General features: G+C 70.7%; 24 protein-coding genes and 2 pseudogenes. 16 read left to right on the top strand and 10 right to left on the bottom strand.

Going from position 1 to position 24,793, the window contains the following annotated elements:
* Positions 1 to 28: 28 nt before the first annotated feature.
* Positions 29 to 799, bottom strand: a complete 771-nt coding sequence (locus tag QT196_RS03395) for a GNAT family N-acetyltransferase (RefSeq protein ID WP_168477399.1) — start codon at positions 797 to 799, stop codon at positions 29 to 31.
* Positions 800 to 1,353: 554 nt separating this feature from the next.
* Here QT196_RS03395 and QT196_RS03390 point away from each other — a divergent pair.
* Entirely contained in the window at positions 1,354 to 3,438 is a 2,085-nt protein-coding gene (locus QT196_RS03390; RefSeq protein WP_290354304.1) for a SpoIIE family protein phosphatase, read from the top strand.
* 291 nt (positions 3,439 to 3,729) lie between these two features.
* On the opposite strand, the gene QT196_RS03385 is transcribed toward QT196_RS03390, so the two are convergent.
* Both QT196_RS03385 and QT196_RS03380 read right to left on the bottom strand, forming a co-directional pair.
* Positions 3,730 to 4,014 carry a hypothetical protein gene (locus QT196_RS03385; RefSeq protein WP_168477395.1) on the bottom strand — a complete coding sequence of 95 codons (285 nt, stop codon included), beginning with the start codon at positions 4,012 to 4,014 and terminating at the stop codon, positions 3,730 to 3,732.
* A 132-nt stretch (positions 4,015 to 4,146) separates the two neighbouring features.
* A complete protein-coding gene (locus tag QT196_RS03380) occupies positions 4,147 to 4,434 on the bottom strand; it encodes a hypothetical protein (protein WP_168477393.1) in 288 nt (95 codons plus the stop codon).
* 450 nt (positions 4,435 to 4,884) lie between these two features.
* Here QT196_RS03380 and QT196_RS03375 point away from each other — a divergent pair, with 450 nt between their 5' ends.
* Positions 4,885 to 5,334, top strand: coding sequence for a DUF5946 family protein (locus QT196_RS03375; protein WP_168477391.1), 450 nt, complete (start codon positions 4,885 to 4,887; stop codon positions 5,332 to 5,334).
* Between the two features lie 108 nt (positions 5,335 to 5,442).
* On the opposite strand, the gene QT196_RS03370 is transcribed toward QT196_RS03375, so the two are convergent.
* Both QT196_RS03370 and QT196_RS03365 read right to left on the bottom strand, forming a co-directional pair.
* A complete protein-coding gene (locus tag QT196_RS03370; RefSeq protein ID WP_290354303.1) occupies positions 5,443 to 6,966 on the bottom strand; it encodes an FAD-dependent monooxygenase in 1,524 nt (507 codons plus the stop codon).
* A gap of 55 nt (positions 6,967 to 7,021) precedes the next feature.
* Complete coding sequence (locus QT196_RS03365) at positions 7,022 to 7,720, bottom strand: TetR/AcrR family transcriptional regulator (protein ID WP_168477387.1); 699 nt, start codon at positions 7,718 to 7,720, stop codon at positions 7,022 to 7,024.
* Positions 7,721 to 7,946: 226 nt separating this feature from the next.
* Here QT196_RS03365 and QT196_RS03360 point away from each other — a divergent pair.
* A pseudogene (locus QT196_RS03360) lies at positions 7,947 to 8,776 on the top strand (IS5 family transposase).
* A gap of 114 nt (positions 8,777 to 8,890) precedes the next feature.
* Here QT196_RS03360 and QT196_RS03355 read toward each other — a convergent pair.
* Together QT196_RS03355 and QT196_RS03350 are read right to left on the bottom strand one after the other, a co-directional pair.
* Positions 8,891 to 10,134, bottom strand: a pseudogene (locus tag QT196_RS03355) (IS701 family transposase).
* Positions 10,135 to 10,185: 51 nt separating this feature from the next.
* A complete protein-coding gene (locus QT196_RS03350; protein WP_266735061.1) occupies positions 10,186 to 12,276 on the bottom strand; it encodes a SpoIIE family protein phosphatase in 2,091 nt (696 codons plus the stop codon).
* A gap of 223 nt (positions 12,277 to 12,499) precedes the next feature.
* Here QT196_RS03350 and QT196_RS03345 point away from each other — a divergent pair, with 223 nt between their 5' ends.
* From QT196_RS03345 to QT196_RS03295, 11 genes are all read left to right on the top strand, one after another.
* Positions 12,500 to 13,000: a MarR family transcriptional regulator gene (locus QT196_RS03345; RefSeq protein WP_290354302.1), complete on the top strand. Its 501-nt coding sequence runs from the start codon at positions 12,500 to 12,502 to the stop codon at positions 12,998 to 13,000.
* Positions 12,991 to 14,241, top strand: coding sequence for an MFS transporter (locus QT196_RS03340; protein WP_290354301.1), 1,251 nt, complete (start codon positions 12,991 to 12,993; stop codon positions 14,239 to 14,241). Before QT196_RS03345 ends, QT196_RS03340 begins: the two co-directional genes overlap by 10 nt.
* Positions 14,242 to 14,419: 178 nt before the next feature.
* Positions 14,420 to 15,499 carry a PP2C family protein-serine/threonine phosphatase gene (locus tag QT196_RS03335; RefSeq protein ID WP_168483534.1) on the top strand — a complete coding sequence of 360 codons (1,080 nt, stop codon included), beginning with the start codon at positions 14,420 to 14,422 and terminating at the stop codon, positions 15,497 to 15,499.
* Positions 15,500 to 15,553: 54 nt separating this feature from the next.
* Positions 15,554 to 15,874, top strand: coding sequence for a gas vesicle protein (locus QT196_RS03330; protein ID WP_168477381.1), 321 nt, complete (start codon positions 15,554 to 15,556; stop codon positions 15,872 to 15,874).
* A gap of 39 nt (positions 15,875 to 15,913) precedes the next feature.
* On the top strand, positions 15,914 to 16,378 hold the full coding sequence (gvpJ, locus tag QT196_RS03325) for a gas vesicle protein GvpJ (RefSeq protein ID WP_290356601.1): 465 nt from the start codon (positions 15,914 to 15,916) through the stop codon (positions 16,376 to 16,378).
* Between the two features lie 3 nt (positions 16,379 to 16,381).
* The gene (locus tag QT196_RS03320; protein WP_168477377.1) at positions 16,382 to 17,128 is read left to right on the top strand and encodes a GvpL/GvpF family gas vesicle protein; all 747 of its coding nucleotides are present in this window, start codon (positions 16,382 to 16,384) and stop codon (positions 17,126 to 17,128) included.
* Position 17,129: 1 nt separating this feature from the next.
* Positions 17,130 to 17,354, top strand: coding sequence for a gas vesicle protein GvpG (locus QT196_RS03315; RefSeq protein WP_168477376.1), 225 nt, complete (start codon positions 17,130 to 17,132; stop codon positions 17,352 to 17,354).
* A gap of 57 nt (positions 17,355 to 17,411) precedes the next feature.
* Complete coding sequence (locus tag QT196_RS03310; RefSeq protein WP_168477374.1) at positions 17,412 to 17,780, top strand: gas vesicle protein; 369 nt, start codon at positions 17,412 to 17,414, stop codon at positions 17,778 to 17,780.
* On the top strand, positions 17,777 to 18,616 hold the full coding sequence (locus QT196_RS03305) for a GvpL/GvpF family gas vesicle protein (protein ID WP_290354300.1): 840 nt from the start codon (positions 17,777 to 17,779) through the stop codon (positions 18,614 to 18,616). Before QT196_RS03310 ends, QT196_RS03305 begins: the two co-directional genes overlap by 4 nt.
* A gap of 3 nt (positions 18,617 to 18,619) precedes the next feature.
* Positions 18,620 to 18,850: a gas vesicle protein gene (locus tag QT196_RS03300; RefSeq protein WP_168477370.1), complete on the top strand. Its 231-nt coding sequence runs from the start codon at positions 18,620 to 18,622 to the stop codon at positions 18,848 to 18,850.
* Positions 18,851 to 18,880: 30 nt separating this feature from the next.
* On the top strand, positions 18,881 to 19,180 hold the full coding sequence (locus QT196_RS03295; protein ID WP_266735075.1) for a gas vesicle protein K: 300 nt from the start codon (positions 18,881 to 18,883) through the stop codon (positions 19,178 to 19,180).
* Between the two features lie 33 nt (positions 19,181 to 19,213).
* Here QT196_RS03295 and QT196_RS03290 read toward each other — a convergent pair whose 3' ends face one another.
* On the bottom strand, positions 19,214 to 20,536 hold the full coding sequence (locus tag QT196_RS03290; protein ID WP_290354299.1) for a DUF1254 domain-containing protein: 1,323 nt from the start codon (positions 20,534 to 20,536) through the stop codon (positions 19,214 to 19,216).
* Between the two features lie 194 nt (positions 20,537 to 20,730).
* Between QT196_RS03290 and QT196_RS03285 the strand changes: the two genes are divergently transcribed.
* The gene (locus tag QT196_RS03285) at positions 20,731 to 21,762 is read left to right on the top strand and encodes an AraC family transcriptional regulator (RefSeq protein ID WP_266735079.1); all 1,032 of its coding nucleotides are present in this window, start codon (positions 20,731 to 20,733) and stop codon (positions 21,760 to 21,762) included.
* 52 nt (positions 21,763 to 21,814) lie between these two features.
* Here the strand turns inward: QT196_RS03285 and QT196_RS03280 are convergent, their stop codons facing one another.
* The gene (locus QT196_RS03280; RefSeq protein WP_266735081.1) at positions 21,815 to 22,360 is read right to left on the bottom strand and encodes a DUF4232 domain-containing protein; all 546 of its coding nucleotides are present in this window, start codon (positions 22,358 to 22,360) and stop codon (positions 21,815 to 21,817) included.
* Between the two features lie 195 nt (positions 22,361 to 22,555).
* Here QT196_RS03280 and QT196_RS03275 point away from each other — a divergent pair, with 195 nt between their 5' ends.
* Positions 22,556 to 24,004 (top strand): transcriptional regulator, encoded by a 1,449-nt coding sequence (locus QT196_RS03275; protein ID WP_290354298.1) that lies wholly within the window; start codon positions 22,556 to 22,558, stop codon positions 24,002 to 24,004.
* A gap of 151 nt (positions 24,005 to 24,155) precedes the next feature.
* Here QT196_RS03275 and QT196_RS03270 read toward each other — a convergent pair whose 3' ends face one another.
* On the bottom strand, positions 24,156 to 24,509 hold the full coding sequence (locus QT196_RS03270; RefSeq protein ID WP_168477362.1) for a beta/gamma crystallin domain-containing protein: 354 nt from the start codon (positions 24,507 to 24,509) through the stop codon (positions 24,156 to 24,158).
* Between the last annotated feature and the right edge of the window lie 284 nt (positions 24,510 to 24,793).

The following is a 24,793-nucleotide window of genomic DNA, read 5'->3' as shown; positions in this document are numbered from 1 at the left end:
GGCCCCGGCACCGACGGGCCGGCGTCCCTCAAGCGCGGCCCGGCGCGGCCATCCGCGCGGAGACGCACGGGTCCTCGTTGCGGTACCCGAGGCGGGTGTAGAGCCGTTCGGCGGGGGTGTTGTCGGCGAGCTGCCACAGCGTGCAGTACCCGTACCGGCGTACGGCGTACCGGGTCAGCCATGAGGTCAGCGCCGCGCCGAGACCCTGACCGCGCAGCCGCGCGTCCGTCGCGACCGACGCCATCAGCGGCGCCCCGCTGTCCCGCAGGCTGCTCAGGGCGCCGCAGGCCACCAGCCGTCCGTCGGGGTCGCGGATGCCGGTCCACAGGCTGACGCCGGCGGAGCCGGGGCCGGTCGAATGGGCGGGGCTGTGCTCGTTGAGGAAGGCGAGCAACTCCTCGTGGTGCGACTCGTCCAGCTCGATCACCCGCTCCTCGGCCCGTTGGAGGGGCGGTTCCTCCAGCGTCCACCGGAAGACCCACTCGACGACATCGGACACCGCCAGGTGGCGGCCGACCAGGGCATCGGTGCCCCGGGGGCCGGTGAACTCCCTTATGTCGTCGGAGAGTTCATGCGCGGCACGGAGCACGAGCCCGGCAGCGGGAACCGCTTCGCCGACGCTCCACAGATGCCCGCGGGCGTCGTCGAGCCAGGCGGCGGCACCGTTGCCGGACCAGCTGATCCGGTCGGACGGGCGTCGTCGGGCAGCGCCGAAACGCAGCAGGGCTGCGCCGGCCTGCTGCTCCAGACCCTGCTGGAACAGGTCTGCGGTCCGGGGAGGAAGAGTCGTTGCCTGCATCGCTCTCTCGGGAAGGACGTAACGGGAGGGCGACGGCCCGGACACGCACAGGGCGCAGCCGGAACCGACCGTCTGGGGGTGTGGGGGAGTCCCGGCAGGGGCTGCGCAGGCGGCGCGCCCGGCTGACCGGGAGGCCCACTGTTGCACACCGCCCCTGGCCCGAGGCAAATCCGGGGACCGGGCGGCGAATGCGTTCCGGAAATTGCGGCGGCGGACACCGCGGACTGGCCCCGCCGACCGGCCCCGTTCACTCAGGGACCGGGCCCGAGATTTCCTGCTCTACCGGGCGCGACCAGCGCGGATAGCGTCTGCCCGGCGTACGCAGTCGACCCACCCGGACGCCGCCGCAGGGGTGGTGTTGATCACGCTGCGGGCCGGTGCGCTCCCCGCCCGCGGCATCGGCGGCCCGTGGCGCCGCGGGCCCGGCCCGGCGCGACTGCGCGGCCTCCCCGATCCGGGGAACATGGAAGCACTGCGAGGTGCAGCGGCTCCGGGCCGCAGCCCGGAGCCGGCGGGGCCGCATGCCGCGCGCACAGGCGGAGGAGGTGCCTGGGATGGGTACAGCAGGCCCCTTCGGCCCGGCGGGCGGCCGGCCGCCTCCCGGGGAGCCGCAGCGGAGCGGGCTGCTGGATCTGCTCAGCGTCGCGGCGGTGCTGCTCGACGGCGAGGGCCGGATCGTGCTGTGGAGCCCGCAGGCCGAGAAGCTGTTCGGCTACACCGCGCAGGAGGCGCTGGGCCGGTTCGCGGGGCGGCTGCTGGTCCACGAGCGGGACCTGGACCTGGTGATCAGCCTGTTCGCCGAGGTGATGGCGACGGGCGAGAGCTGGGCCGGCGCCTTCCCCGTCCGCCACAAGGACGGCAGCTCCCGGCTCGTCGAGTTCCGCAATATGCGGCTGCTGGACGACCGCGGTGACTTCTACGCCCTGGGCATCGCCACGGACGAGGAGATCCTGCGCCAGGTGGAACGCGATGTGGCGCTCTCCACGCGACTGGTCTCGCAGTCCCCGATCGGCCTGGCCGTCCTGGACACCGAGCTGCGCTATCTGGCCGTGAACCCGGCGCTGGCGCGGATGAACGGGGTGCCCGCCGCGGAGCACCTCGGCCGGTCGGTACCGGAGGTGCTGCCGTTCCTGGACACCGACGCCATCGAAGCCGCCTTGCGGCAGGTCCTGGCGTCCGGCACGCCCCTGATCGACGAGTACACCGTGGGCCGCACCCCCGCCGACCCCGACAACGAGCACGCCTGGTCGGTCTCCTACTACCGGCTGGAGGACCCGGGCGGGCGGGTGCTCGGGGTGGCCGGCCTCTCGGTGGACGTCACCGACCGGCACCGTGCGGCCACCGAGGCGGCCCGCGCCCGCCGCCGCCTGGCCATGATCGCTGACGGCACCGCCCGGATCGGCACCACTCTGGAGGTGGAGCAGACCGCCCGCGAGCTGGCCGAGGTCGCCGTGCCCGAGCTCGCCGACGTGGCGGCGGTGGACATCCTGGATTCCGTCCTGGAAGGCCGCCCGCCCCAGGCATCCGGCGCCCACCCTGCTCTCTTCCGGGCCCTCGCCGTCAAGGCCGCCTACCCCACGGAGGCGGTCCGCGCCGCCGACCCGCCCGGCCACCTCGCCAGTTACGGAGCCGACCGACTGGCCACCCGGTGTGTACGCACCGGTCAGCCCATACTGATAGCGCACGTCCAGGAGCGGGACCTGGCCCGTATCGCCCGCGACCCCGAGGCCGCCGCCCTGCTGGCCAGGGCCGGTATCCACACGTACCTCACGATGCCGCTGATCTCCCGCGGTGAGGTACTCGGCGCCCTGGGCCTCACCCGCGCCCGCAACCCGCTGCCGTTCGACGAGGACGACCTCGCACTGGCCGCCGAACTGGCCGAGCGCGCCGCGGTGTGCATCGACAACGCCCGCCTCTACCAGGGCCAGCGCAACGCCGCCATCACCCTCCAGCGGAGCCTGCTCCCCGACCGGCCGCCGCACCGGAAGGGCCTGGAGATCGCCACCCGCTACCAGCCCGCCGGCACGACCAGCGAAGTCGGCGGCGACTGGTTCGACGTGGTCCCCCTCGGGGCGGACAAGACCGCGCTCGTCGTGGGCGATGTGATGGGCAGCGGTATCGACGCCGCCACCACCATGGGACGCCTGCGCACCGCCACCTCCACCCTGGCCGACCTCGACATCCCGCCCACCGAGGTGCTGCGGCACATCGACAAGATCACCGCGGATCTGGACCAGTACGCCACCTGCGCCTACGCCGTCTACGACCCGCACCACGCGGTCTGCCACATCGCCGTCGCCGGACATCTGCCACCGGTACTGATGCCCACGGGCCGGTCGCCGGAGCTGCTCGACCTGCCCATCGGCGTCCCCCTAGGGGTCGGCGGGGTGCCCTTCGAGGAGGCCACCTTCCGTCTGCGCCCCGGCGACCAGCTGGTCCTCTACACCGACGGTCTGGTCGAGACCCGCCACGACCCCATCGACGAGCGCCTGGCGCTCCTGGTAGACCTTCTCGCCCACCCGGACCGCACGCTGGAGGACACCTGCGACCGCCTTCTTGACGCCCTGCGCGACCCCGACGACCCGGACGACGTCGCCCTCCTCATCGCGCGGGCCGGGGGTCGCGGGCGGGGCACCTAGGGGTCGGCCGCGCGCGGCTCAGGAAGGGCTACCCGGGGCCGGTCGCTCGCCACAGCGCGGAACGGGCTCCATCGGGATCCACAGACCGAGGACCAACGCCGTCAGATCCGCGAGGACGGCGACGACCTTCGCTGCTTCGTTGTTGCGGTAACGAGCGCGTGCGGACATGCACAACGCGTTGCCGCATTCGGCCGCTTGAAACGCGGCCGTGAGACGTCCGCCGCAAGCTCCACTGCGGGAGCAAGCCGGCGGCACCCGCGAGGCCGGTGACCGGTCCGGCCGATCACCGAGTCACTCGGACGGCTCCTGGCCGGTGCGCGTCAGGCTCGCGATATGGGCGCGGTAGGCGGTGACTTCAGCCTCGGTGAGGGCCAGGCGGCCGGGGCCGGGCTGGTCGGCCGGGAGTTCGGTCGACTGGACCGCGGCCCGGTACATGGGGCCGGGCAGGTTCAGCAACAGCTGGCCCTGTTCGGCGGTTTCGATCACCAGCCAGGAGTCGGCGTTGTCGTCGTGGACATCGGTGACTCCGATGGTGCTGATGGCGGTCACGGTCAGAACCGGTGGGATTTCGCTCATGTCACCTCCCTATCAGCCGTCGCCGGACACGGCGAATCGCCACGGGGGCGGGCTCCCCACCAGGAGAGTCCGCCCCCACAGCACAAGGGAGCCGGCCGACACCCGGTCTCCGACCGTCGTGCCCGGCCCGTCCTAGCGCAGGAGGTCGGCCAGGGCCCCGCCGCCGGTGTGCACACCGCCGGACGGCCGGTGGTGGTCCCGCCTGTGGTGATCGCGGTTGTGGTGATCGCGCCGGTGGTGGTTCATCCGGTGATGGTCGCGCCTGTGGTGTCCGTGCCCGCACCGGTCGTGGTCGTGGCGGGAGCTGCTCGACGCGACATGGTCCGTCGTGTGGCCCTCGGCCGCGGTCGCGGCGGGAGCGGTGACCGCGAACATCGCGGTGATCACGGCTGAGGCGAACAGAGTGCGGGCAGTGCGCATGGACATGTTCCTTTCGGCCTGCAGCGAAGGGCGACACCCTGTCGGCCTTCTGCGGCGCAGTAGTGATATGACACACAGCCAGTTGCATTGTCACGGCGCACCACTTGAGAGCCCCGAAACTGGGCGAATAATTGAGCCTCCCGGGTGGTCTGAGCGCGCCGCTGTTGCCGGCGACCTGGGCAGGAAGGGCATGAGCATGACCTCCGCGCCCCCGGGGCTTCCCCTTGGCCGATCGCCGGCGGATTCGTCACCGCATCAATCCACATCGAAATTCGCCTGCGCAATGAATCCGGCGACGCCTAAGAATTCGCCCAATAAATACGCGCATTCAGTCAACGGAGGCTTGCAGAGGCGTAAACGCTCCACGCCGCGCTCTGAGAAAAACCACATGCGCGGCAACGCGAACCCGGAGAGGCTAGTACGCCGTACTCCGAGGACCAAGGAGAAGGCATGGAACCCTGCGCAGAGTGCGGTGCGCCGATGGACCCGCGATCCTGTGACGAGCTGTTCCAGACACTGCTCGCGCTGGACCACGCCCGGCAGGCACCGTGGGGACCGCTGCACGGCGTCTCCGTCGCTTGCTTCCTGCTCCAACACCCCAGCCGGCTCCCCGCCGACGACGGCGCGAGGGCCTGGGCGCTCCTGCACGCCTACCTCGCCGGCGGCCTGGACGAAGTGAACCAGCTCGTCGGCCGGGCCCGTCGCGGCAACTCCCATCGCATGAAAGGCAGGCCCGCACCAGCCGTCGCCCAGGACACGCCCCTGCCGCACCGGGACGCGCCGCCCTCCCGATTCTCCGTCACCATCCATGACGTCGCCGTCGACGGGTCGTTCCCCTCAGCGGAGTTCACGGCACGGGTGAGGGCCTGGGCCGCCGCGACGGTCGACGCGTGGAGCTAGGGGGTGCCCGCCCTAGGCTCCGTCGTCACATGTCACGCCCACATCAGCAGAACTGCGAGGGTGATGGCTGCACCGCGTCTGGACCGGGCCGGGTAACAGCCGTTCGTTCTAGTTCTGCGGAGCGCCGAACCACTGGGCGGCCGCCTGCTCGAACGCATCGCGATCCGGGGCGGGCTCGCTCGTCCAGGCAACGACGCCGTCGGGCCGAATCAGCGCGGCGCCCAGCCCGAGGTCGTTGCGTGCCGGGCCGGCCGCGTAGTGGATCCGGCTTTCCCACCCCTTGGCCGCGACCTGCAGCGCACGGTCGGTACTGAAGTCGAGCACAACTCCCCGCCCATGGCGCAGCAGCTCGCCGAGGCGGGTCCCGTCCTCGAAGCGGAAGTCCGGGGCGCTGCAGCCGATGAAGGGTTTTTCGCTGCCCAGGTCGTAGCGGTTGAACAGGCCCGACGTCTGCCGGTACACGTGCGTTGATCCGTCGGGGGTGCGCATCAGGTCGTGGACGAGTTGACGCAGCGCGGGGGTGTTGGGGCCCGGCTTCATGGTCGCGACCTGGGCGCGGGACCAGTCGAGCACGGCGGCGCCGACGGGGTGCCGCTCGGTGGTGTAGGTGTCGAGCAGGCCCTCGGATGCCCAGCCACGCACAGTGGCGGCGAGCTTCCAGCCGAGGTTGACGGCGTCACCGATGCCGAGGTTGAGGCCCTGCCCGCCCAGGGGCGAGTGAATGTGTGCTGCGTCGCCGGCGAGCAGCACCCTGCCCTCGCGATACGTCGTCGTCTGCATCGCGCGGTCGGTGAAGCTGGAGGCGAGATGGACCTCGCTCAGCGTCACGTCGGTGCCGGTGATGCGGCGCAGGACCGTCTGGAGGTGTTCGCGGGTCAGCGGCTGGGAGCGGTCGAAGGTGGCGCCGTCGAAGTCCATCATGCCCAGGTGCCCTTCGAGGGGCGTACGCAGATACATGCCGTTCGGCGTCTGGTTGAACCCGAGCGGCAGCTGCTCGGGGTCGGCGAAGGTGACCTTCGCGAGGTAGCCGGTGAACAGCGGCTCGGTGCCTACGAATTCGAAGCCGGCGAGCTGACGTACGGCGCTGCGCCCGCCGTCGCAGCCCACCAGCCAGCGCCCCTGGTACTCCTGGCCGCCTGCCGTGACCAGGACGGATTCGGTGTCCTGTGCCACGGCCGTGACGAGCGCATTCCGGATGATCTCGACTCCGAGCGCGGTGGCCCGCTCGCACAGTACCGATTCGGCCCCTTCCAGGTTCGTCAGGAACCCCTCCATCGCCGGGCTGGGCAGCCGGGGCGGGAGGGCGGTGGTGTCGATGCCGACCGCGGCGAGCATCATGCCCGCGAAATGGCTCAGCCCACGAGGGGCGGGCGCCACGACCGCTTCCGGATCCGCGCCCACCTCCTGCGGGTTGATTCCCGAAGCCTGCGCTATCGCTTCCAGGAGGCCGCGCCGGTAGAACGTCTCGGCCGACCCGGCGTTCAGACCCCGCATCCCGAGCGGTAACGCCTTCATGGGCGAGGTGAGTTCCGGGTCCCGTTCAAGGACCAGAACCGAGCAGCCGGACAGGGCCAGCTCGCCGGCCAGGAACAGACCGACCGGGCCACTGCCCGCGATCACGACGTCATGCATGAGAGGTGTCCTTTCGAGAAACGAACGAGGGGGCCACCCGGCCGGATCGGCCGGGTCAGTGCAGATGGGTGAGGCCGTCGAGGATGACGGCGATGCCGGTGAGGAACTGTTCGCGGTCGTCGTGCTCTCTCAACTGGCTGACAACGGCGTGCATGAACGGGTAAGCCTCCGGGTCGAGCCCCTGCCATGCCGTCGACGCCGCCTCAAGGAACTCGTCGCGATCCCCGCCGGGGTCGATCCCTGAGGTATCCCCGTCAATGCGGACGCTCTGGCTGGCGGCGCCAAGGATGTAGTGCACGAGCGTCGAGGCCGCGTCGAACCAGGAGACTCGCGGCACACCCAGGGCGCTCATCTGCCCGCCGATCCGCTCGAAGATGCCCACCGTCACCGAGCCGACCGGATTCCGGATGATCTGGAGGGTCAGCCGCGTGGCGAGCCACTGGTGTGCGGCAATCGCGTCGAACAGCGCCAGCGCGACGACACGGATCTCATCCCCGGGCGTGGCCGCGGCCCCGGCGGGCCGGGTCGCCAGCGCCGCGCCGATCACGGTTTCCGTCGCCGTGTCGAGCAGGTCGTCACGCGTGCCCACGTGGTAATAGATCGCCCCGGAACCGGTGGAGAGCCGTTCGGTCAGCGCCCGGATGGTCAGCGCGCTCTCGCCGCCCGCATCGAGCATCGCGACCGCGGTGTCGATGATCTGCTCCCGGGAGAGCACCTGGTTGCGCCGCTGTGGTCGGCGTGCTCGCGTCGTCATGCCTCGATGGTGGCACATTTGGTACGGCGATCCAAAGTGGTGCGCTGTACCAAATTGGCGGGTTACGGCTCCAGGGCGATCCGTAATTGGCTGCGGCGGCGCGGTATCAGCCACACCATTCCCGAGCGAACCGATCAGGTCCGCAACCGGCTGTGGGCGTGACATGTGACGACAGACCCTAGGCGGTGTCTTCAAATGATCTTGAGTGATGGATCATGGGCGGGTGATACGTCGCCATGAACTGTCGGATGCGGAGTGGGAGTTCGTCCGGCCGCTGCTGCCCGAGTCGTTGCGTGGCAGGAAGCGGTTGGACGACCGCACGGTGCTCAACGGGATCGTGTGGAAGTTTCGCACCGGGGTGGCCTGGCGGGATGTGCCCGAGCGGTACGGCCCGTGGGCCACGCTCCACACCCGCTTCCGCCGGTGGGCTCTGGACGGCACGTTCGAGCGGATGCTCCAGGCCGCGCAGGCGAGAGCGGATGCGGCGGGGGACATCGACTGGCTCGTGTCGGTCGACTCCACCGTCGTCCGCGCCCACCAGCACGCCGCCGGGGCCCGAAAAGGGGGCTCCGCAGTCCGGCACTCGGACGCTCCCGAGGTGGCCTGACCAGCAAGATTCACCTGGCCTGCGACGCCGTCGGCCGGCCGCTCGCCTTCACCGTCACCAGCGGGAACACCAACGACTGCACCCAGTTCACGGCCGTGATGGAGGCGATTCGGGTGCCCCGGCTCGGTCCGGGACGGCCACGGGTCCGGCCCGCCCACGTGTTGGGCGACAAGGGCTACAGCTCCCGGGCCATCCGGACCTGGCTCAGGCGGCGGGGCATCGGCCACACCATTCCCGAACGGGCCGACCAGATCCGTAACCGGCTCCGGCGCGGCAGCCGTGGCGGGCGCCCGCCGGCCTTCGACAAACAGTTCTACAAGCGGCGCAACGTGGTCGAACGCTGCTTCAACCGCTTGAAGCAATGGCGCGGCATCGCCACTCGTTACGACAAGACCACCGAGTCCTACCAGGCAGCCGTCACCCTCGCATCGCTCCTGATGTGGGCGTGACATTTGAAGACAACTCCTAGTACTCCAGTCAGAAATCGTTGCCTGAGCTGGTTCTTCTTCGGTAGTGACAGTGGCGGGCGACGGCTTGGTGCCGTCTGCGCCAGAGGGACCAGTTCAGGGCATGGACGACTGGTCCGTGGCGGGGTATGGGTCGGGGCAGCAGAGCGTCCAGGAGTCTGCGGACTTCTGCCACGGTGAAGCGGATGGTGCTGGTGGGGTCGTTTCTGCGGCCCCCCTTTCGGTGGTCTGGGCTGCGACGGCGGCCAGGAATGCGTGGGCGAGCATGGCCAGGGTGATGTGCCGGTACCAGCCCGGATAGCGGCGGACCTCGTACTGGTCGAGGCCGCATTCGTTCTTCGCGGCCTGGAATGCTTCCTCGATCGCCCAGCGCGATCCGGCGACCCGGACCAGGTCGGCGACACTGGTGCCGTTGGGCGCGTAGGCAAGGTAGTAGGCGATCTCGTCCGGTCGGCCCAGGCTGCGGCGGGCCAGCACCCACCGCTGATGGGTGGGCCGGTCGCCATCGAAGACATCGATCACCGGCAGGCGGTCGGCTGCCCAGTCGTAAAGGCGCGGGCCTTTGGCGCCGTCTCCGCAGGAACGTCGTTCCCATGCCTGGTCGGGGGCATCGGCGATGGCCTGGTCGATCCGTCCGAAGGGAGCATGCAGCTGCTGGGACTTCGGCACCGCCAGGACGTAGCCGACGCCGGCCTCTTCCAGGGTGCGGCGCATGCGCCATTCCTGTCCGTAGGCGCAGTCGCCCGTCACCCAGGCGATCGGGAGAGGTGAAGCAAGAGCCCGCAGGATCATCGCGCGGGCCAATTCCCCTTGGTCGCAAACCCACGGCTGTCAGGAATTTTGGCCGCCCGGCAGCGGTCCGCGTCCGCGGTCCAGGACTTGGGCAGATACAGCTCCCGGTCCACCAGCGCCCTGCCTTTGGGCGAGGCGTAGGCGGCGAAGACTCCGATCTGGCAGTTCTCGGTGCGGCCGGCCGTGCCCGAGTACTGCCGCTGCACGCCGGCAGAGACGGTGCCCTTCTTCAGGAAACCGGTGTCGTCCACGATCAGCACCCCATCCGGGGTGCCGAGCCGCTCGGCCACGTACTGGCTGAGGTCGTCGCGGACTGCGTCAGCGTCCCAGGACGCACCGTTCAACAGATGCTGGAAGCCGGCCGGTCCGCGGTGACCTGCATACTCGGCGAGCTGCCAGCCGTTCTTCCGCTCCACCGCAGCCAGCAGACCGCGCACGTAGTCCCGCATCCGCCACCGCAGATCCACCCGAGAGAATCGGCCTGCCACACGGGCGAGCACCGACTCCAACTCCCCAGCCCACAAGTCAACTTCGTCCAACCCCACCATGCCCGGAACAACGAAACCGACCAGCTCAGGCAACGATTTCTGACTGGAGTACTAGGGCGGTTCCGGGAAGAACCGCTCGGTTCCCGCGATCAGCAGGGCGACATCGTCCGGGTCGTCGGGGCGCCGTAGTTCGCGGAGGAGGCGGTCGCAGGTTTCTTCCAGGGAGCGGTCGGGGGCGTCCAGCAGGTGGAGCAGGGTGTCGAGGCGTTCGTCGATGGAGTGGTGGCGGGTTTCCACCAAGCCGTCGGTGTAGAGGACCAGTTGGTCGCCGGGGTCGAGGGCGAAGGTGATGGTCTCGAAGGGCACACCGCCGACCCCTAGGGGTACGCCGATGGGCAGGTCGAGGAGCTCGGGGTGCTGGCCGCGGCGTACGAGGGCGGGCGGCAGATGGCCGGCGGTGGCGATATGGAACACCGAGCGGTGGGGGTCGTAAGTGGCGTAGACGCAGGTGGCGATGTAGTGCTCCAGCCCCGAGGTGATCTTGTCGAGGTGCTGGAGGACCTGGGCGGGGTCGAGGTCGAGGTCGGCGAACGCGCAGGTCGCGGTGCGCAGACGGCCCATGGTGGCGGCGGCGTCGATGCCGCTGCCCATGACGTCGCCCACGACGAGGCCGGTCTTGTCGCCGTCGAGTGGGAGGACGTCGTACCAGTCGCCGCCGATCTCGTAGGTGGCCTGCGCGGGGCGGTAGCGGGAGGCGAGCTGTAGACCGGGACGGTGCGGCGGGTGGTCGGGGAGCAGACTGCGCTGAAGGGTCTCCGCGGCGTTGCGCACGCTCTGGTGCGAGCGGGCGTTGTCGATGCATACGGCGGCACGGGAGGCCAGTTCGGAGGCGAGGGCGAGGTCGTCCTCGTCGAAGGGGGGCGAGTTGCGTGCGCGGATGAGGCCCAGGACGCCGAGGATCTGACCGCGGGCGGTGAGCGGGGCCAGCAGGTAGGAGTGCACCCCGGCGCGGGCCAGCAAGGTGGCGGCGTGGTCGTCGCGGGCGATACGCGCCAGGTCGTCGGCATCGGCGTGCGATACGAGGATCGGGCGGCCGGTGCGCACGCACTGGGTGGCCAGGCGGTCGGTGTCGTACGCGGCGATATGGCCGGGCGGATCGGCGGCCTGGACGGCCTCGGTGGGGTAGGCGGCCTTCACCGCGAGGGCGCGGAAGAGCGCCGTGCCGTCGTCGGGGGTGGGGCGGTGCTCGTCGAGGACGGAGTCGAGGACATCGACCGTCACCACGTCGGCGAGTTCGGGCACGGTGACCTCGGCCAGTTCCCGGGCGGTCTGGCCCACCTCCAGCGTGGTGCCGATCCGGGCGGTGCCGTCGGCGATCAGGGCCAGCCGCCGCCGGGTCTCGGCGGCCTCCCTGGCCGCCTGATGCCGGTCGGTGACATCCACGACCAGGTCGGCCACCCCCAGTATCCGGCCGTGCGGGTCCTCCAGCCGGTACAGCGAGATCGACCAGGCGTGCTCGTGGCCCGGGTCGGAGGGGGTACGGCCGACGACCGTGGTCTGGTCGACCATGGGCGTCCCGGTCTTGAGGACCTGCCGCATCGCGGCCTCGGGCACCTCGAACTTCGTGGCGGTCATGATCTCGCGGTAGTGCCGCCCGAGGTGATCTTTCGCGGGTATGCCGTGCATCCGCTCCAGGGCGGGGTTGACGGCCACATACCGCAGTTCGGTGTCGAGCATCGCCAGCCCGATGGGGGACTGGGAGATCAGCCGGGTGGACAGGGCGACATCCCGCTCCACCTCGCGGAGCGTCGAGGAGTCGGTGGCCAGCCCGAGGGCGTAGAAATCGCCGTGGTCGTCCGTCAGCCGCATATTGCGCAGCTCCACCAGCCGTACGGTGCCGTCCTTGTGCCGGACGGGGAACGTGCCGCTCCAGCTGTGGCCGGTCTCCATGACCCCGGTGAACCTGCCGATCACCAGGTCCCAGTGCTCCTGGTGGATGAGCAGGGGCGCCGCGTACCGCCCGAGCGCCTCCTCGGCGGTGTAGCCGTACAGGTCCTCGGCCTGCGGGCTCCACAGGACGATCCGCCCATCGGCGTCCAGCAGGACCGCGGCCACGCCGAGGAGGTCCATCAGCCCGCTGGGCTGTGGCGGTACTCCCTGCGGCTGCCCGGCCTCGGCCGGACGCCCGTCGGCTGCGCTCACCCGGGCACTCCTTCCACCCGACGGACCGCGTGGCCGGCCCCTCGCTCCGGTCCGTGGCCTGTTCACCTCGCTGGTTGTGGGCCCTCCCCTTCGCTGGTGAGTGCTGTGGCTTCCATGGTCCACCAGGACCGGCCGCCCGCACACTCCGTCCCGCAGGGGCCCCGGCGCCACTTGGCCAAAAGCAATCTGACAGCACTTACATAAGCACTGTTACGGTCGCCTGATGACCGAGGACCCCACCTTCGATCCCACCGAGCAGACCCTGTGGCAGCCGCTGCGACTGCTCCAGGCAGCGATGGACGCGGACATCGCCCGGCTTTACACCGAGGAACGGATCACCGGGCTCAAACCGAGCTTCGTCCTGGAGCTGCTCCGGCTCCACGCCCGCGGGCCGATGACCATCACCGCACTGGCCGAGTCGGTCGGCCGGACACACTCCGCACTCAGCCAGAAGGTGGCCGCGATGCGCGCGGCCGGCTGGGTGGAGACCGTGACGGGGGACGATGCGCGCAGCAAGAAGGTGGCGCTCACGGACCGGGCCCGCGGCATCGTCGGACGGCTGGCCGCGGAGTGGCGCGCCACCGAGGCGGCCGTCGCCGAGATCGAGGCCGAACTTCCCTATCCGCTGACCCGGGTCGTCGCCGACATCGAGCAGCTGCTCGCGCACAAGAGCTTCCACGACCGGATCGCCGAGAAGCTGGCCGCGGACCCCGCATGGGAGTGAAGCGCGCGCTGCTCGATGTGACTCCGCTGCGGCGGTCGGCACCGTTCCGGCGGCTGTGGCTCGGCCAGGCGCTCTCCCGGCTCGGCGGGCAGATGACTCTCGTCACCGTGATGTACCAGGTCTGGCAGACGACCCACAGCACCGTCTGGACCGGGGCCGTCGGCCTGGCCCAGGCCGTCCCCCTCATCGCGCTCGGCCTCTTCATCGGGTCGCTCGTCGACCGCGTGGACCGGCGGAAGTTCTACCTGATCATGACCGCCGGCCAGGCCGGGTGTGTGCTCCTGCTCGCCCTGCAAGGGCTCGTCGGGCAGTTCCCGACCGCGGCGGTGCTGTTACTGGTCGCGGTGGAGTCCTGCTTCACGGCCGGCAGCGCTCCGGCTTCCCGCACCTTCATTCCGCGTCTGCTGCCGGAGGAACAGCGCGCGGCCGGGGTGGCGTTGAACCGGATCTCCTTCCAGGGCGCCATGCTGGCGGGCCCGGCACTGGGCGGGCTGATCCTGGGCCGGCTGGGTGTCGGCGGCTGCTATCTGATCGACGCCCTCACCTTCGCCGCCGCGTTCTATGGGGCGTTCGGCCTGCCCCGGATGAGCCCCGGCGACGAGCCCGCCCGGCCCGGTCTGCGCGGCGTGGCCGACGGCCTGGCCTTCCTGGTCCGTACGCCCGTCATCCGCGGCGCGCTCCTCACGGACCTGGCCACCACCGTGCTGTCGATGCCGATCAGCCTGTTCCCCCAGATCAACGCGGAACGCTTCGGCGACAACCCCCGCACCCTCGGACTCTTCCTGACCGCCGTGGCCGTCGGCGGGGTCGCCGCATCCCTCTTCGCCGGAAGCTTCACCCGCCTCTCCCGCCCCGGCCTCGTCATGCTCGCCGGCTCGGCCACCTGGGGCGCGGCCCTCGCCCTGTTCGGCCTGTCGGCCGACCCCTGGGCCGGCTTCGCCTTCCTGGCCCTGGCAGGTGCCGCCGACACCGTTTCCGTCGTCTCCCGCAGCGCCCTCGTGCAACTGCACACCCCCGACGAACTGCTCGGCCGGGTCAGCGCCGCAGAACAGATCGTCGGGCAGGCCGGCCCGGACCTCGGCAACCTGCGCGGCGGCCTCGTCGCGGACGCCACGTCAGGCACGACGGCCCTGGTCAGCGGCGGTCTGCTGTGCATCGGCGCGGTGGCCCTGGTCGGTACGACCACACCGGGCCTGCGCTGGTTCTCCGCACCGTCCCCGCGCGGGGCGGCGGCCGGTTAGGAGGGGCCGGGCGCCGCGAGCCGGCCCCCGGCCGCAACGAGCACATCCGGCTCACAAGGCGTATATGTGAAGCCATCGGAATGACTCACCTGGCGGTGCGGCACACCGTCCGCCGGTCGCCGCGTCGCGGGCGCGGTCCGGCAGCAGGAGATGCGCTGTGAATGGCCTGCAACCCACGCTGGCGAAGGTGCCCTGGATACTCGCGGCGCTGGCCCTCCTGGCCGGCGTTCTGCTGAACCTTTTCGCGCCCGAGCCGTATATGGGGCTCCCGCTGCTGGCCGCGGCACCGCTTGTCGCCGGGGCCACGCTCACCTTCCGTTCCGCGCTCGCCGTCGTGTGTGTCACCTGTGTGGTCTCGGTGGCTCTGGACATCGAGCGGGGGCGTCCGGCGACGCCGCTGCTGGTCGATCTGGCGGTGGTCGGCCTGATCGGGGTGCTGGCGCTCGGGGTGAACCGGCTCATTGTGCGGCAGGGCCGCGATCTGGCGCTGGCCAGGGATGTCGCGGAGGCGGTCCAGCGGGCGGTGCTTCCGGACCCGCCGAAGGAGGCCGGGCCGCTGGCCGTGGCTGCCGGGTACACCGCGGCGCAGGCCGAGGCGCGGATCGGCGGTGATTTCTACGCGGTGCAGGAGACGCCGTTCGGGGTACGGATGATCATCGGCGATGTGCGGGGCAAGGGCATCAAGGCCGTGGCCGCGGTGTCGGTGGCGCTCGGTGCGTTCCGTCAGGAGGCCCAATACGCTTCCACCCTGAACTCGCTGGGGCAGCGGTTGGACGAGGCGCTGGCCAGGTCGGCGGCCTGTAGCGGTCCGGTGATCTCCAGTGAGGGCTTCACCACCGCCGTGCTGGCCGAGGTCTCCGCCGACGGCGAGATGCTGAGCCTGGTGAACCGCGGGCATCCGCCCCCGTATCTGGTGCACGGCGGGCAGCTCGTACGGCTCGACCCGACCATCCCTCAGCTGCCCCTCGGGGTGGGGCTGGGCGACCTCGCACCGGCGGCCTCCGTACCGGTCGACGGGGTGCGACTGCCCCCGGGAGCCTCGCTGCTGCTGATCACGGACGGGGTCACCGAGGCGCGGGACAGGCGGGGCACCTTCTACGACCCGGTGTGCTCGGGGCGCCTGGGCCGGCGGTTCACGGACCCCGAGGCGCTGGTGGAGGCCGTGACCAAGGATGTCGGCCGCTGGACCGAGGGCGACCACGAGGACGACATGGCCATCCTGGCCGTCACCCGGCGCCCCCCTCACCACGGCGCTTGATCAGATTGGACCCGCTCGGGATGCGCGGGGCAGGCAGACGATGAGACTTGGGGTATGGCAGAGCAATCCCGCACGCGGGTGCAGTCGTCCACGGCTGCCCGTAAACGGAAAACACCGCCGGAGAACACTCCGGCGGAGGTGGCGCAGCGCGCCGCCGAATTGCTGCAGAGCGTGATCAGCCACCGGACCGAAGGGGTTTCGGCGGTCCGGCGGACCGACGACGGCTGGTGTGTCGTGGTGGATGTGCTGGAGCTGGCGCGGATCCCGGACACCACGAGCCTTCTCGCGACGTACGAGGTACGGCTCGACAACGAGGGCGAACTGCGCGAGTACTACCGGACCCACCGCTATCGACGAGGTGCGGCCGATCAGTGAGCGCCGCCCCGACCAGCTGAAAGGGCACCCCAGATGAGCATGACGACCTATACCGGCCTGTCCGGAGAGGTAATTCCCTGCCCGCCCAGGGCCGGCACGTTGTACGACGTGATGGAGCTCATCCTGGACCGCGGGATGGTCATCGATGTGTTCATACGGGTGTCCCTGGTCGGGATCGAGATTCTGAAGATTGATGCCCGCATCGTGGTCGCCAGCGTGGATACCTACCTGCGTTTCGCGGAGGCGTGCAATCGGCTGGATCTGGAGCGGGATTCGGGAAGCGTCACCGTTCCTGAACTCTTCAGCGGCCAGGCCGCCAAAGGCATCGGAAAGCGCAAGGCGAAAGACGCCGCCAAATCCGTGGGCGAAACCGTCCGTTCGGCGGTGGGCAAGGGCGATGACGGGGATGACGATGCGGACGAGGAAGCGCAGCCGCAGCGGCGGCGGCGCAGTTCCGCCCGGTCCGGAGCCGCTTCCCGGCGGCGGCGCGCAGAGGAGGAATGACCCGTGACGGACGACGGTATCTACGTTTACGGCATCATCCGGACCGATCGCCCGCTGCCCTCGCATGTGGGCGGTGTCGGGGATCCCCCCGGTGTCGTGGAGAAGATCGAGGAGGGGCGGGTCGCCGCGGTCGTGAGCCAGGCGCCGCCGAAGCTACGGGCCCGCCGTCGCGACCTGCTGGCGCATCAGGAACTGCTGCTGGCCCTGTCCGAACGCGGGCCCGTCCTGCCCATGCGGTTCGGCACGGTGGCGCCGGACGAGACGGTGATCCGCCGTCAGCTGGCCGACGACGAGGAACGCCATCTGGCGGCGCTGGAGAGCCTCGCGGGCCGGGTCGAGATCAACGTCAAGGCGATGCCGGCCGACGACTCGCTCGCCGCGCTCGTCAAAGGCGACGCCACCATCCGCGGGCTGCGCGAAGAGGTGCACCGGCGGCCGAGCTACGAGGCCAATATGCGGCTGGGTGAAGCGGTGGCGGCCGCGCTGTCCCGCCGGGCCGCCGAAGCGGGCCAGGAGATCGTGCGCGAGCTGAAGCCCTGGGCCCATGCGGTCCGCCCCGGGCCGGAGGTGTCCGGGTGCCAGCTCAATATGTCGTTCCTGGTGGACCGGACTGACAGTGCCGAATTCGCCGCGGAGGCGGAGCGGCTCGCCGAGGACCGGCGCGAGCGCGTCGCCCTGCGGGTGGCGGGACCGCTGCCCTGCTACAGCTTCCTGGAGCCGCAGGTGCTCGCGGGAAGGGCGGGCGGCTGACATGGGGCTGATCAGCGGAGTGCTCACCCTGCCGCTCGCCCCGGTGCGGGGAGTGGTCTGGGTGGCCGACCAACTCGCCCAGGCGGCCGACCGCGAGCTGCACGACCCGGCCGTCGTCCGCGCCCGGCTCGCCGCGCTGAACCAGGAGTACGAAGCCGGGCACCTCAGCAAAGCGGCGTTCGAGCGGGAAGAGGACCAGCTGCTCGACCTGCTGTACGAGAGCTGACCGGCGCTCCGGAGCCACCGCCCGCCCGGTACGCGACGAAGAGGAAGGAGTGCCCACGTGACCGAGGTCGACTACCGGCAGGCCGCTCCTCCTGCCAACGGTCCCAGCACCGCGAACCTCGCCGACATCCTTGAACGCGTCCTCGACAAGGGCATCGTCATCGCCGGGGACATCAAAATCGATCTGCTGGACATCGAGCTGCTCACCATCAGACTGCGGCTGTTCGTCGCCTCGGTGGACACGGCCAGAAAAGCCGGGATCGACTGGTGGGAGACCGACCCCGCGCTCAGCTCCAAGGCGGCGCGGAGTGAACTGCGCGAGGAGAACGACCGGTTGCGTGAGCGGCTGGAAGCGCTGGAGTCGGCCGACGACGGTGACGCGTCGTCGTCCTCCTCCTCCCGGACGAAGGGCGAGGCGGGGTCATGACGAGGGAGCAGCCCGGCGCCCGGGAGAGCGCGACCGCGACCGAGACGGCGACCGAGACCGCGACGTATGTCTATGCGGTGTGCCGCCTGCTGGACCCGGCCGCCCTCAGCGGACTCGCGGGACTCGCCGCCGACTTCCCCGTACGTACGCTGCCGGTCGGCCCCCTCACCGCGGTCGTCCAGCACGTACCGGCCGCCGGGTTCACCGAGGACGCCTGGCAGCAGCGGTTGTCGGACCGTGCGGAACTGGAACGCTGCGCCCGTGCGCACCACGAGGTGGTGACCGCGGCCGCCGCCTGCGGGCCGACGGTGCCGCTGGCGCTCGCCACCCTCTACCGCGGGGACGAGCGGGCCCAACAGGCACTCGGCGCGGACCGGGACCGCTTCGCCGCGGCGCTGGCCCGTATCGAAGGGCACGCCGAATGGGGAGTGAAGGTCAGTCTCCCGGCGACCGTGTCCGAGGCTCCGCGTAGCGCGCCACCCGCGCCTCCCCGGAGCGGTGGCAGGCCGTCCGGCGGGGCGGGCCGGGCCTACCTGGAACGGAAACGCGGGTTGCACCAGGCACGCGAGCAGCACCACGACCGGGCGCTGCGGGCCGCCGAAGACATCGATGCCGCGCTGAGCCGCCTGGCCACCGCCACCCGCCGACTCCGCCCGCACAGCCCGGAGATGACGGGGGAGCGGCACCGGCTGCAAGTGCTGAACGCCGCCTACCTGGTGCGGACCGTACGCGAGAAGGAACTGCTCGACGCGGTGCAGCTCTTGCGGCGCCGTACCGGTGCGGAGGTCGAGGTCTCCGGCCCCTGGGTGCCGTACTCCTTCGCCGGGGAGGTGTGAGGGGTGTCCGCTCATGAGCCCGTCCCCTGGGACACCCCGGGCCCGCTCACCGGGCCCATCGGGGTGCCGCTGGTCGACCTCCTGGACCGGGTCCTGTCCACCGGGGTCGTGGTCAGCGGCGACCTGGTCATCGCCATCGCCGATGTGCCGCTGGTCCGGCTCTCCCTGCACGCACTGCTGTCCTCGGTCAACGAACGCGTCCCCGCGCCGTGGTCGGACGGCGGCCCGCTGTGACCGGAGGCCCGTTGTGACCGGAGGCCCGTTGTGACCGGAGAAGGGCCGGGTACGCCCGAGAGCAGAGTCGACCTCGACCGTGAGCAGATGGGCCGCGATCTGGTCTCCCTGGTGCTCACCGTGGTGGAGCTGCTCCGGCAGTTGATGGAGCGTCAGGCCATCCGTCGCGTGGAACAGGGCGATCTGAGCGACGAGCAGGTGGAACACATCGGGGAGACCCTGATGCATCTCGAAGCACGGATGACCGAACTGTGCGAGCAGCACGACCTGCGCCTCGCGGACCTCAACCTGGATCTGGGACCGCTGGGATCCCTCCTGCCGCGCGACTGAGGACGCCGGCCGTCTTCGTCAACTCCCGCCTGGTCAGCCGATGCGGCGGAGGGCCGGCGTGTGCCAGGTGCGCTCCAGGACTTCGGGCCGGGGCCAGAACATGCGCAGCATGACGTTGAACGAGCCCTCCGGTGCCGGAAGCCAGTTGGACTCCAGGTGCGCGCCCGGCGAGGCATGCTGGATCAGCAGCGTCAGTGACCCGTCGGAGTGGAACTCCAGCGCGTCACGGTCGCCGATGGCGTAGCGGTTGATCGCGTTGTCGACGAAGAACTGCCGGTCGTTGTACATGGTCAGCGACCAGAAGGCGTTCACCGGCGGCAGGTTGTCGGCCTCGAAACGCAGCTGGTAGCGGTTGCTGCCGTGCAGGGTCTGGTGGTCGGCGTCGGCCCGGCACAGTGAATAGAGGGCGTCCTGCGGGAGGTTCGCGCCCAGACCCACCGCGGTGATCGCGGCCCGCTGGAGGTAGTCCGTGCCATAGCTGCCGAGGTCGTACGGGGTCATCCAGCCGTCATGCACCTCGGCAAGCGGTGTGCGGCCCGCGGACCGCACCCGGGCCAGGCCCTCGGCGGCGCCTTCGGCGATGGCCCGCTGCGCCTCGGGGCTCAGTGCGTCCCAGTCGTACGGCCGACCACGGGCAACGCCGAGCAGCACCATCCGCTCGACGACCGGGGCGTCCTCCGGCTTGGCGGGGTTGTCCGCCATGAGGTGGGCGGTCATGGTGAAGAATGTGGCGGCATCGAGTGCGGCGGCCTGGTCGACCGGAGCGGTCACCAGATCCACCGGGCCGGGGCCTGCGGCCGTGGAGGCGGGGGCATCGGTCAGGGGCGTCAGCCGGTAACCGGCTTGGACGGCGTGCACGGCAGGATAGTCCCGCTCACCGTTGACCTGGGTGCGGCCGACGATCGCCGTCAGGGAGGTCGGGGCGTCGATCCGCTCCACCCCCTCGGGCAGTTCGCCCTGCCAGCCGGGGCCGACCAGCGCGAACTCGCGGGCGCCGCTGCCCGTGGTCCGGGTGCCCGGGCAGGCGAAGACGTTGGTCCAGGCGTCGTAGAGCGGCAGCAGGAAGTACCGCCCGGGCGTCGCGGCCACGGACAGCCGCACCGGCCCGGCCGAGAGATCCAGCCAGGCCATCGAGTACAGGGTGTCCGCGTTCGGGCTGACCACACCCTCGAACGAGGCGTCCGGGGTGAACGGCAGGTGCGCGAAGCTGTTCAGCGGTGCGCTGCCGAGAGCGGACGAGCCCGGAGTGGTCATCTGACGCCTGGTCAGCTCCATGGTGACCAGAGGGTAGGCGAAGACGTACGCCTCGGCGGCCAGTGCGGTCAACTCGGTGGCCTGGGCCTCGGTCGTGGTCACGCGATGCCTCCTCGATGCGCGGATGCGGAACCCCCCGGTCGCGCCACCCAGGAACGAGAAGAGGCTTCTGCCCCGGCGGGCACGGACGCTCGGACGAGGACGCTATCTCCCTGCCGGGGAACGCGCTTTTCGGATCACGACAGCTGGCTTAGCCTTTGACGACAATCCGGCCGGCGCTCGGGAGGTCGCTTGCTGTGCACCCGCTCGCCCGCACCACGGTTCTGGCCAACTACCCCGACCTGGTGCGCTCCTTGGGAGGGGATCCGCCGGCCCTGATGCGAGCTGTCGGGCTCGACCCGGCCGCGGTGGCGGACCCTGACCAGTGGCTCCCGGTGGCCGCGGGCATCGAGCTTCTGGAACACACCGCTGCCGCCACCGGCTGCCCCGACCTCGGCCTCCGGCTCGCGGAGCTCAGCCGGTTCTCCAACCTCGGCCCGATCGGCCTCGTCGCCCGCGAGGAACTGACCGTACGGAGCGTCCTCGACCTGCTGATTCAACAGGTCCGCCGCTACAACGAGGCGCTTCGGGCACAGATCGTCGTCAGCGACGGGCCGGCCGCCCTCTGGGTGGACCTGGCGCTGGACGCGCCGGCCGACCGTCGCCGCCAGGGAACGGACATGCTGGTGGGTGTCTGCCACCGACTCGTCGGCCGACTCCTCGGGCCCGGCCGGCAGCCGGTCGGGGTCACCCTCACCCGGGCCGCCCCGGACGATCCCGCTCCCTACCACCGCGTGCTGGGCCCCGCTGTCACCTTCCGTCAGCCGCGTTCCGGTGTGCTCCTCCACGACACGGACCTCGCGGCGCCCAACACCCTCGCCGACCCGAGACTGCGGCCCTATACCCGGCAGTTCCTCAAGAACATCGACGCGGCGCCCGGTGGCGTCCTCATCGACCGCGCACGCCGGCTCGTCGAGGAGCTGCTGCCCACCGGGCGCTGCTCACTCGAACGACTGGCACGCGCCGTCGACCTCGATGCCAGGACCCTCCAACGTCGCCTCGCCGAACGCGGGGAGGGCTACTCCTCGCTGCTCGACTCGGTCCGTACCCGTCTGGCGCGCCGGTACGTCGCGGACTCCGAGCGCCGGCTCACGGAGATCGCCGGTCTGCTCGGATTCTCCTGCCCGGGAACCTTCTCGCGCTGGTTCCGCGACCACTTCGGCACCAGCCCGAGCGCCTGGCGCACCCAGCATGCGCAGCCCGGGTCCGGTGCCCGGTCAGGGCACTGACAGCCGCCTTTTGAGAAGGAGCGGGCAGGAGAACGCCGTAGCGGCGGAGGTGTCACCACTGGATGGCGTCGTCCAGCGACTGCTGCCAGTACGTGACCTTGAGGGAGTCGTCGATGTACACGCCCTTGGCGGGCAGTGCGGGGTGGGCGGCCGTGCCGACGCTCTCGTTGCCGGAGGGGCCGTGGAAGTAGACGGCCAGGGACTTCTCCGTGCGGCCGTGGGAGCCGCTGCCGTCGGTCGCGGACAGATTCACCGAGGCGTAGCCGGACTCGCCCGGCTTGAGGGTGACGACGGCCTGCGGGCGGGACTCCTCGATGGCCGGCGGCACCGACTGGGCCTCACCGAAGCGGACGGCCGGGTAGGTGTAGAGGTAGCAGGTGCGGCTGCCGGTGTTGGTGACCGTGAGCAGCATGTGGTTCACGGGGCGGTTCAGGGGGGCCGCGACCGTCTTGGTGTTGGAGCCCTGGCAGGTGACGGCCTTGCTGCCCTCGCTGCGGGCGTCCGGGGCGTTGGTGAACGCCGTCAGTGACAGGACGGCGAGTGCGCCGGTCGCGGTGGCGGTCAGCAGGCGGGTGCGGGATTTCCGGGCGGTGGACATCGGGTGAGCCCCTTCGGTGCTGCGGTGGGTGTGGTGCTTGGATGAAAGGAGATTGCGGGGTGATTCGTCCCAGCCGCCACGAATATTGGGCAGTTGGGGATGCCGGAACACAGAACGGACTTCGACCGGGGGACATCTAAGGGCCTGGAACGCGGGAATGGGACGCGCCGGGTCAGGCGGGGAAGGGGAACAACGATGTCTGGGGCGATGGGGGATGCCGGGGACGCGGATGCGTTCGCGGAGCTGTTACGCGGGCTGAAGGAACGCTCGGGGCTGAGCTACGGAACGCTCGCCAAGCGGCTGCACATGAGCACCTCGACGCTGCACCGCTACTGCCGCGGCAGCGCCGTGCCGACCGAATACGCGCCGGCCGAGCGGCTCGCGCGGGTGTGCCGGGCAACCCCCGAGGAACTGATCGAGCTGCACCGGCGGTGGATTCTGGCCGATGCGGCACGGGGGCGTAAGCGGCCGGGGCCGGGTGGGGCGATGGTGCGCGGTGCCGGGGCCGACGAGCCCGAGGGGGCACCGAAGCCGGATGCGTCGGCGCCCGCCGACGCGAACCGCCTTCGAGATGTGGCCGGTTCGGGTGGCGGACTGCCGGAGGTGGGGGTGGGGCCGGAGCCGGTGTCCCTGAGCCTGGAACGCAGCGAGGCGGGCGAGGCCCGCCCTTCCGGTGAGACCGGCGATCCCGGTGAGTCCGACGGAAGCGATGAACCGGCTGTCGGCGGCCCCGTCCGGTGCGATCCCGTGCGGCCCCATCGGCGCCGCTTCACCCTCATCGCCTCCGCCGCCGCGGCGGCCGCGTTGGGTGCAGTCGTGCTGGCCGTGAATCTGCCGCCCTCCGGAGGCGACGGCAGCGGGCGGAAGTCCGCCGAATCCGTCAGAACCGGTACCGGCACTCCCAGCAGCACCGGTACCGCCCGTGCACCCGACAAGGGGCGGTCCCCGTCGGCCACTCCCTCTCCGTCTCGGAGCGCGAAGACCGGCAGACCCTCCGCCTCGTCGTCAGAGTCCGCCGCCCGTAACGGCGGGGACGACGGCGAGCACCCCGACGACGTACGGGTCAACGTCGCCACCCGCCCGTTCGTCTACTACAGCCCGTGCAGTCAGCACTTCCTGGTCGACAGGGAGCCCGAACGGGTCGGCCCGCCCGCTTCCGAGCGGGACGCGCCCCGCTGGGCCGCCGCGTACGGAGCGGCCTCCTCGGGGGAGCAGTGGGTCGCGCTCACCGTGCAGGGCACCGGAAAGGAGACCGTCGTCCTGGAAGCCCTGCACGTCCGCGTCGTCGCGAAGGAGGCCCCGCTCGCCTGGAACGACTACTCGATGGGTGTCGGCTGCGGCGGCAGCGTCGAGACCAAGTCCTTCGACATCGACCTCGACAACGGCAGCCCCACCGTCACCACCAAGAACGGCCAGCGCGACTTCCCGTACAAGATCAGCGAGTCCGACCCGGAGGTCTTCTACGTCACCGCCCACACCAAGGCGCACGACGTCCGCTGGGACCTCGCCCTGGAGTGGTCCAGCGGGAACCGCCACGGCACCGTGCACATCGACAACCGCGGCACCCCGTTCCGTACGAGTGCTGACACCGGCCGCCCCGGCTACGACTATCCGTTGGGCGGCAGCGAGTGGGTCGAGCGGTAGGTGTAGTCGGCCGGCCACGGGCCGCCGCTGCGGAGCCGCCGCTCATGCCGATGCCGGCCACGCCCTGAAGGACGTGGCCGGCATCAGTGAGCATCAGTGAGCCGGGTGCGGGCAGATTCACGCTGCACCGCGTTGACTCATCGTCAACTCGTCACAGGATTTCGATGTCGTTGACCTTCGGCGGGCGGTTCGGGAAGGTGATCTCGTGCCACCGCTCGATCTTCACCGAGTCGCCGTTGGCGTCGTAATAGATTAAGTCGTTGTTTCCGGTGGAGATCTTGTCGACCCACCACCCGCCGAAGGACATCTTCCCCGCGTTCGCGTAGCAGTCCACGCTCTGCTGCCCGCCGCTGTGCGACCAGATCTTCAGGAAGTTCTCCCCGCCGCGGCAGGGGACCTTGTCCATGGCGAAAGCGTTGCCGGTCGGGACGGTCACGGTGAACGCGGCGGCTGCGGCGAAGGCCACGGCCGCGGACCGCACTACCTTCTTCGTTCTTGACATCACAATTTCTCCTTGCTTCGGATGCGGAACCGGGAGCGCAATTCGCACCATCGGGGCGGTGTCGAAGTGGCGCTCCGGTGATCCGAGCATGTGGGGTGATCCGTCCCAGCGGCAACGAAAGCCGGGCAGTTCGGGACAGTCGAACGCAAAAGTGGGCCCCGACCAGGGGATACGCGAGCCGCCTGGGACACGGGAACGGGACGCACCAGGCCACGGGGGAGAGGGCGGCAGGGGGCCGGCGGTGAGGGAGGCCGGCGCGGACGCGGGGCCGGTGGTGCGTTGCTGGA

The sequence above is a fragment of the Streptomyces sp. P9-2B-2 genome (assembly GCF_030406865.1).
GTDB classification, from domain to species: Bacteria; Actinomycetota; Actinomycetes; order Streptomycetales; family Streptomycetaceae; genus Streptomyces; species Streptomyces platensis.
This window is presented reverse-complemented; position numbering and strand designations above follow the sequence as displayed.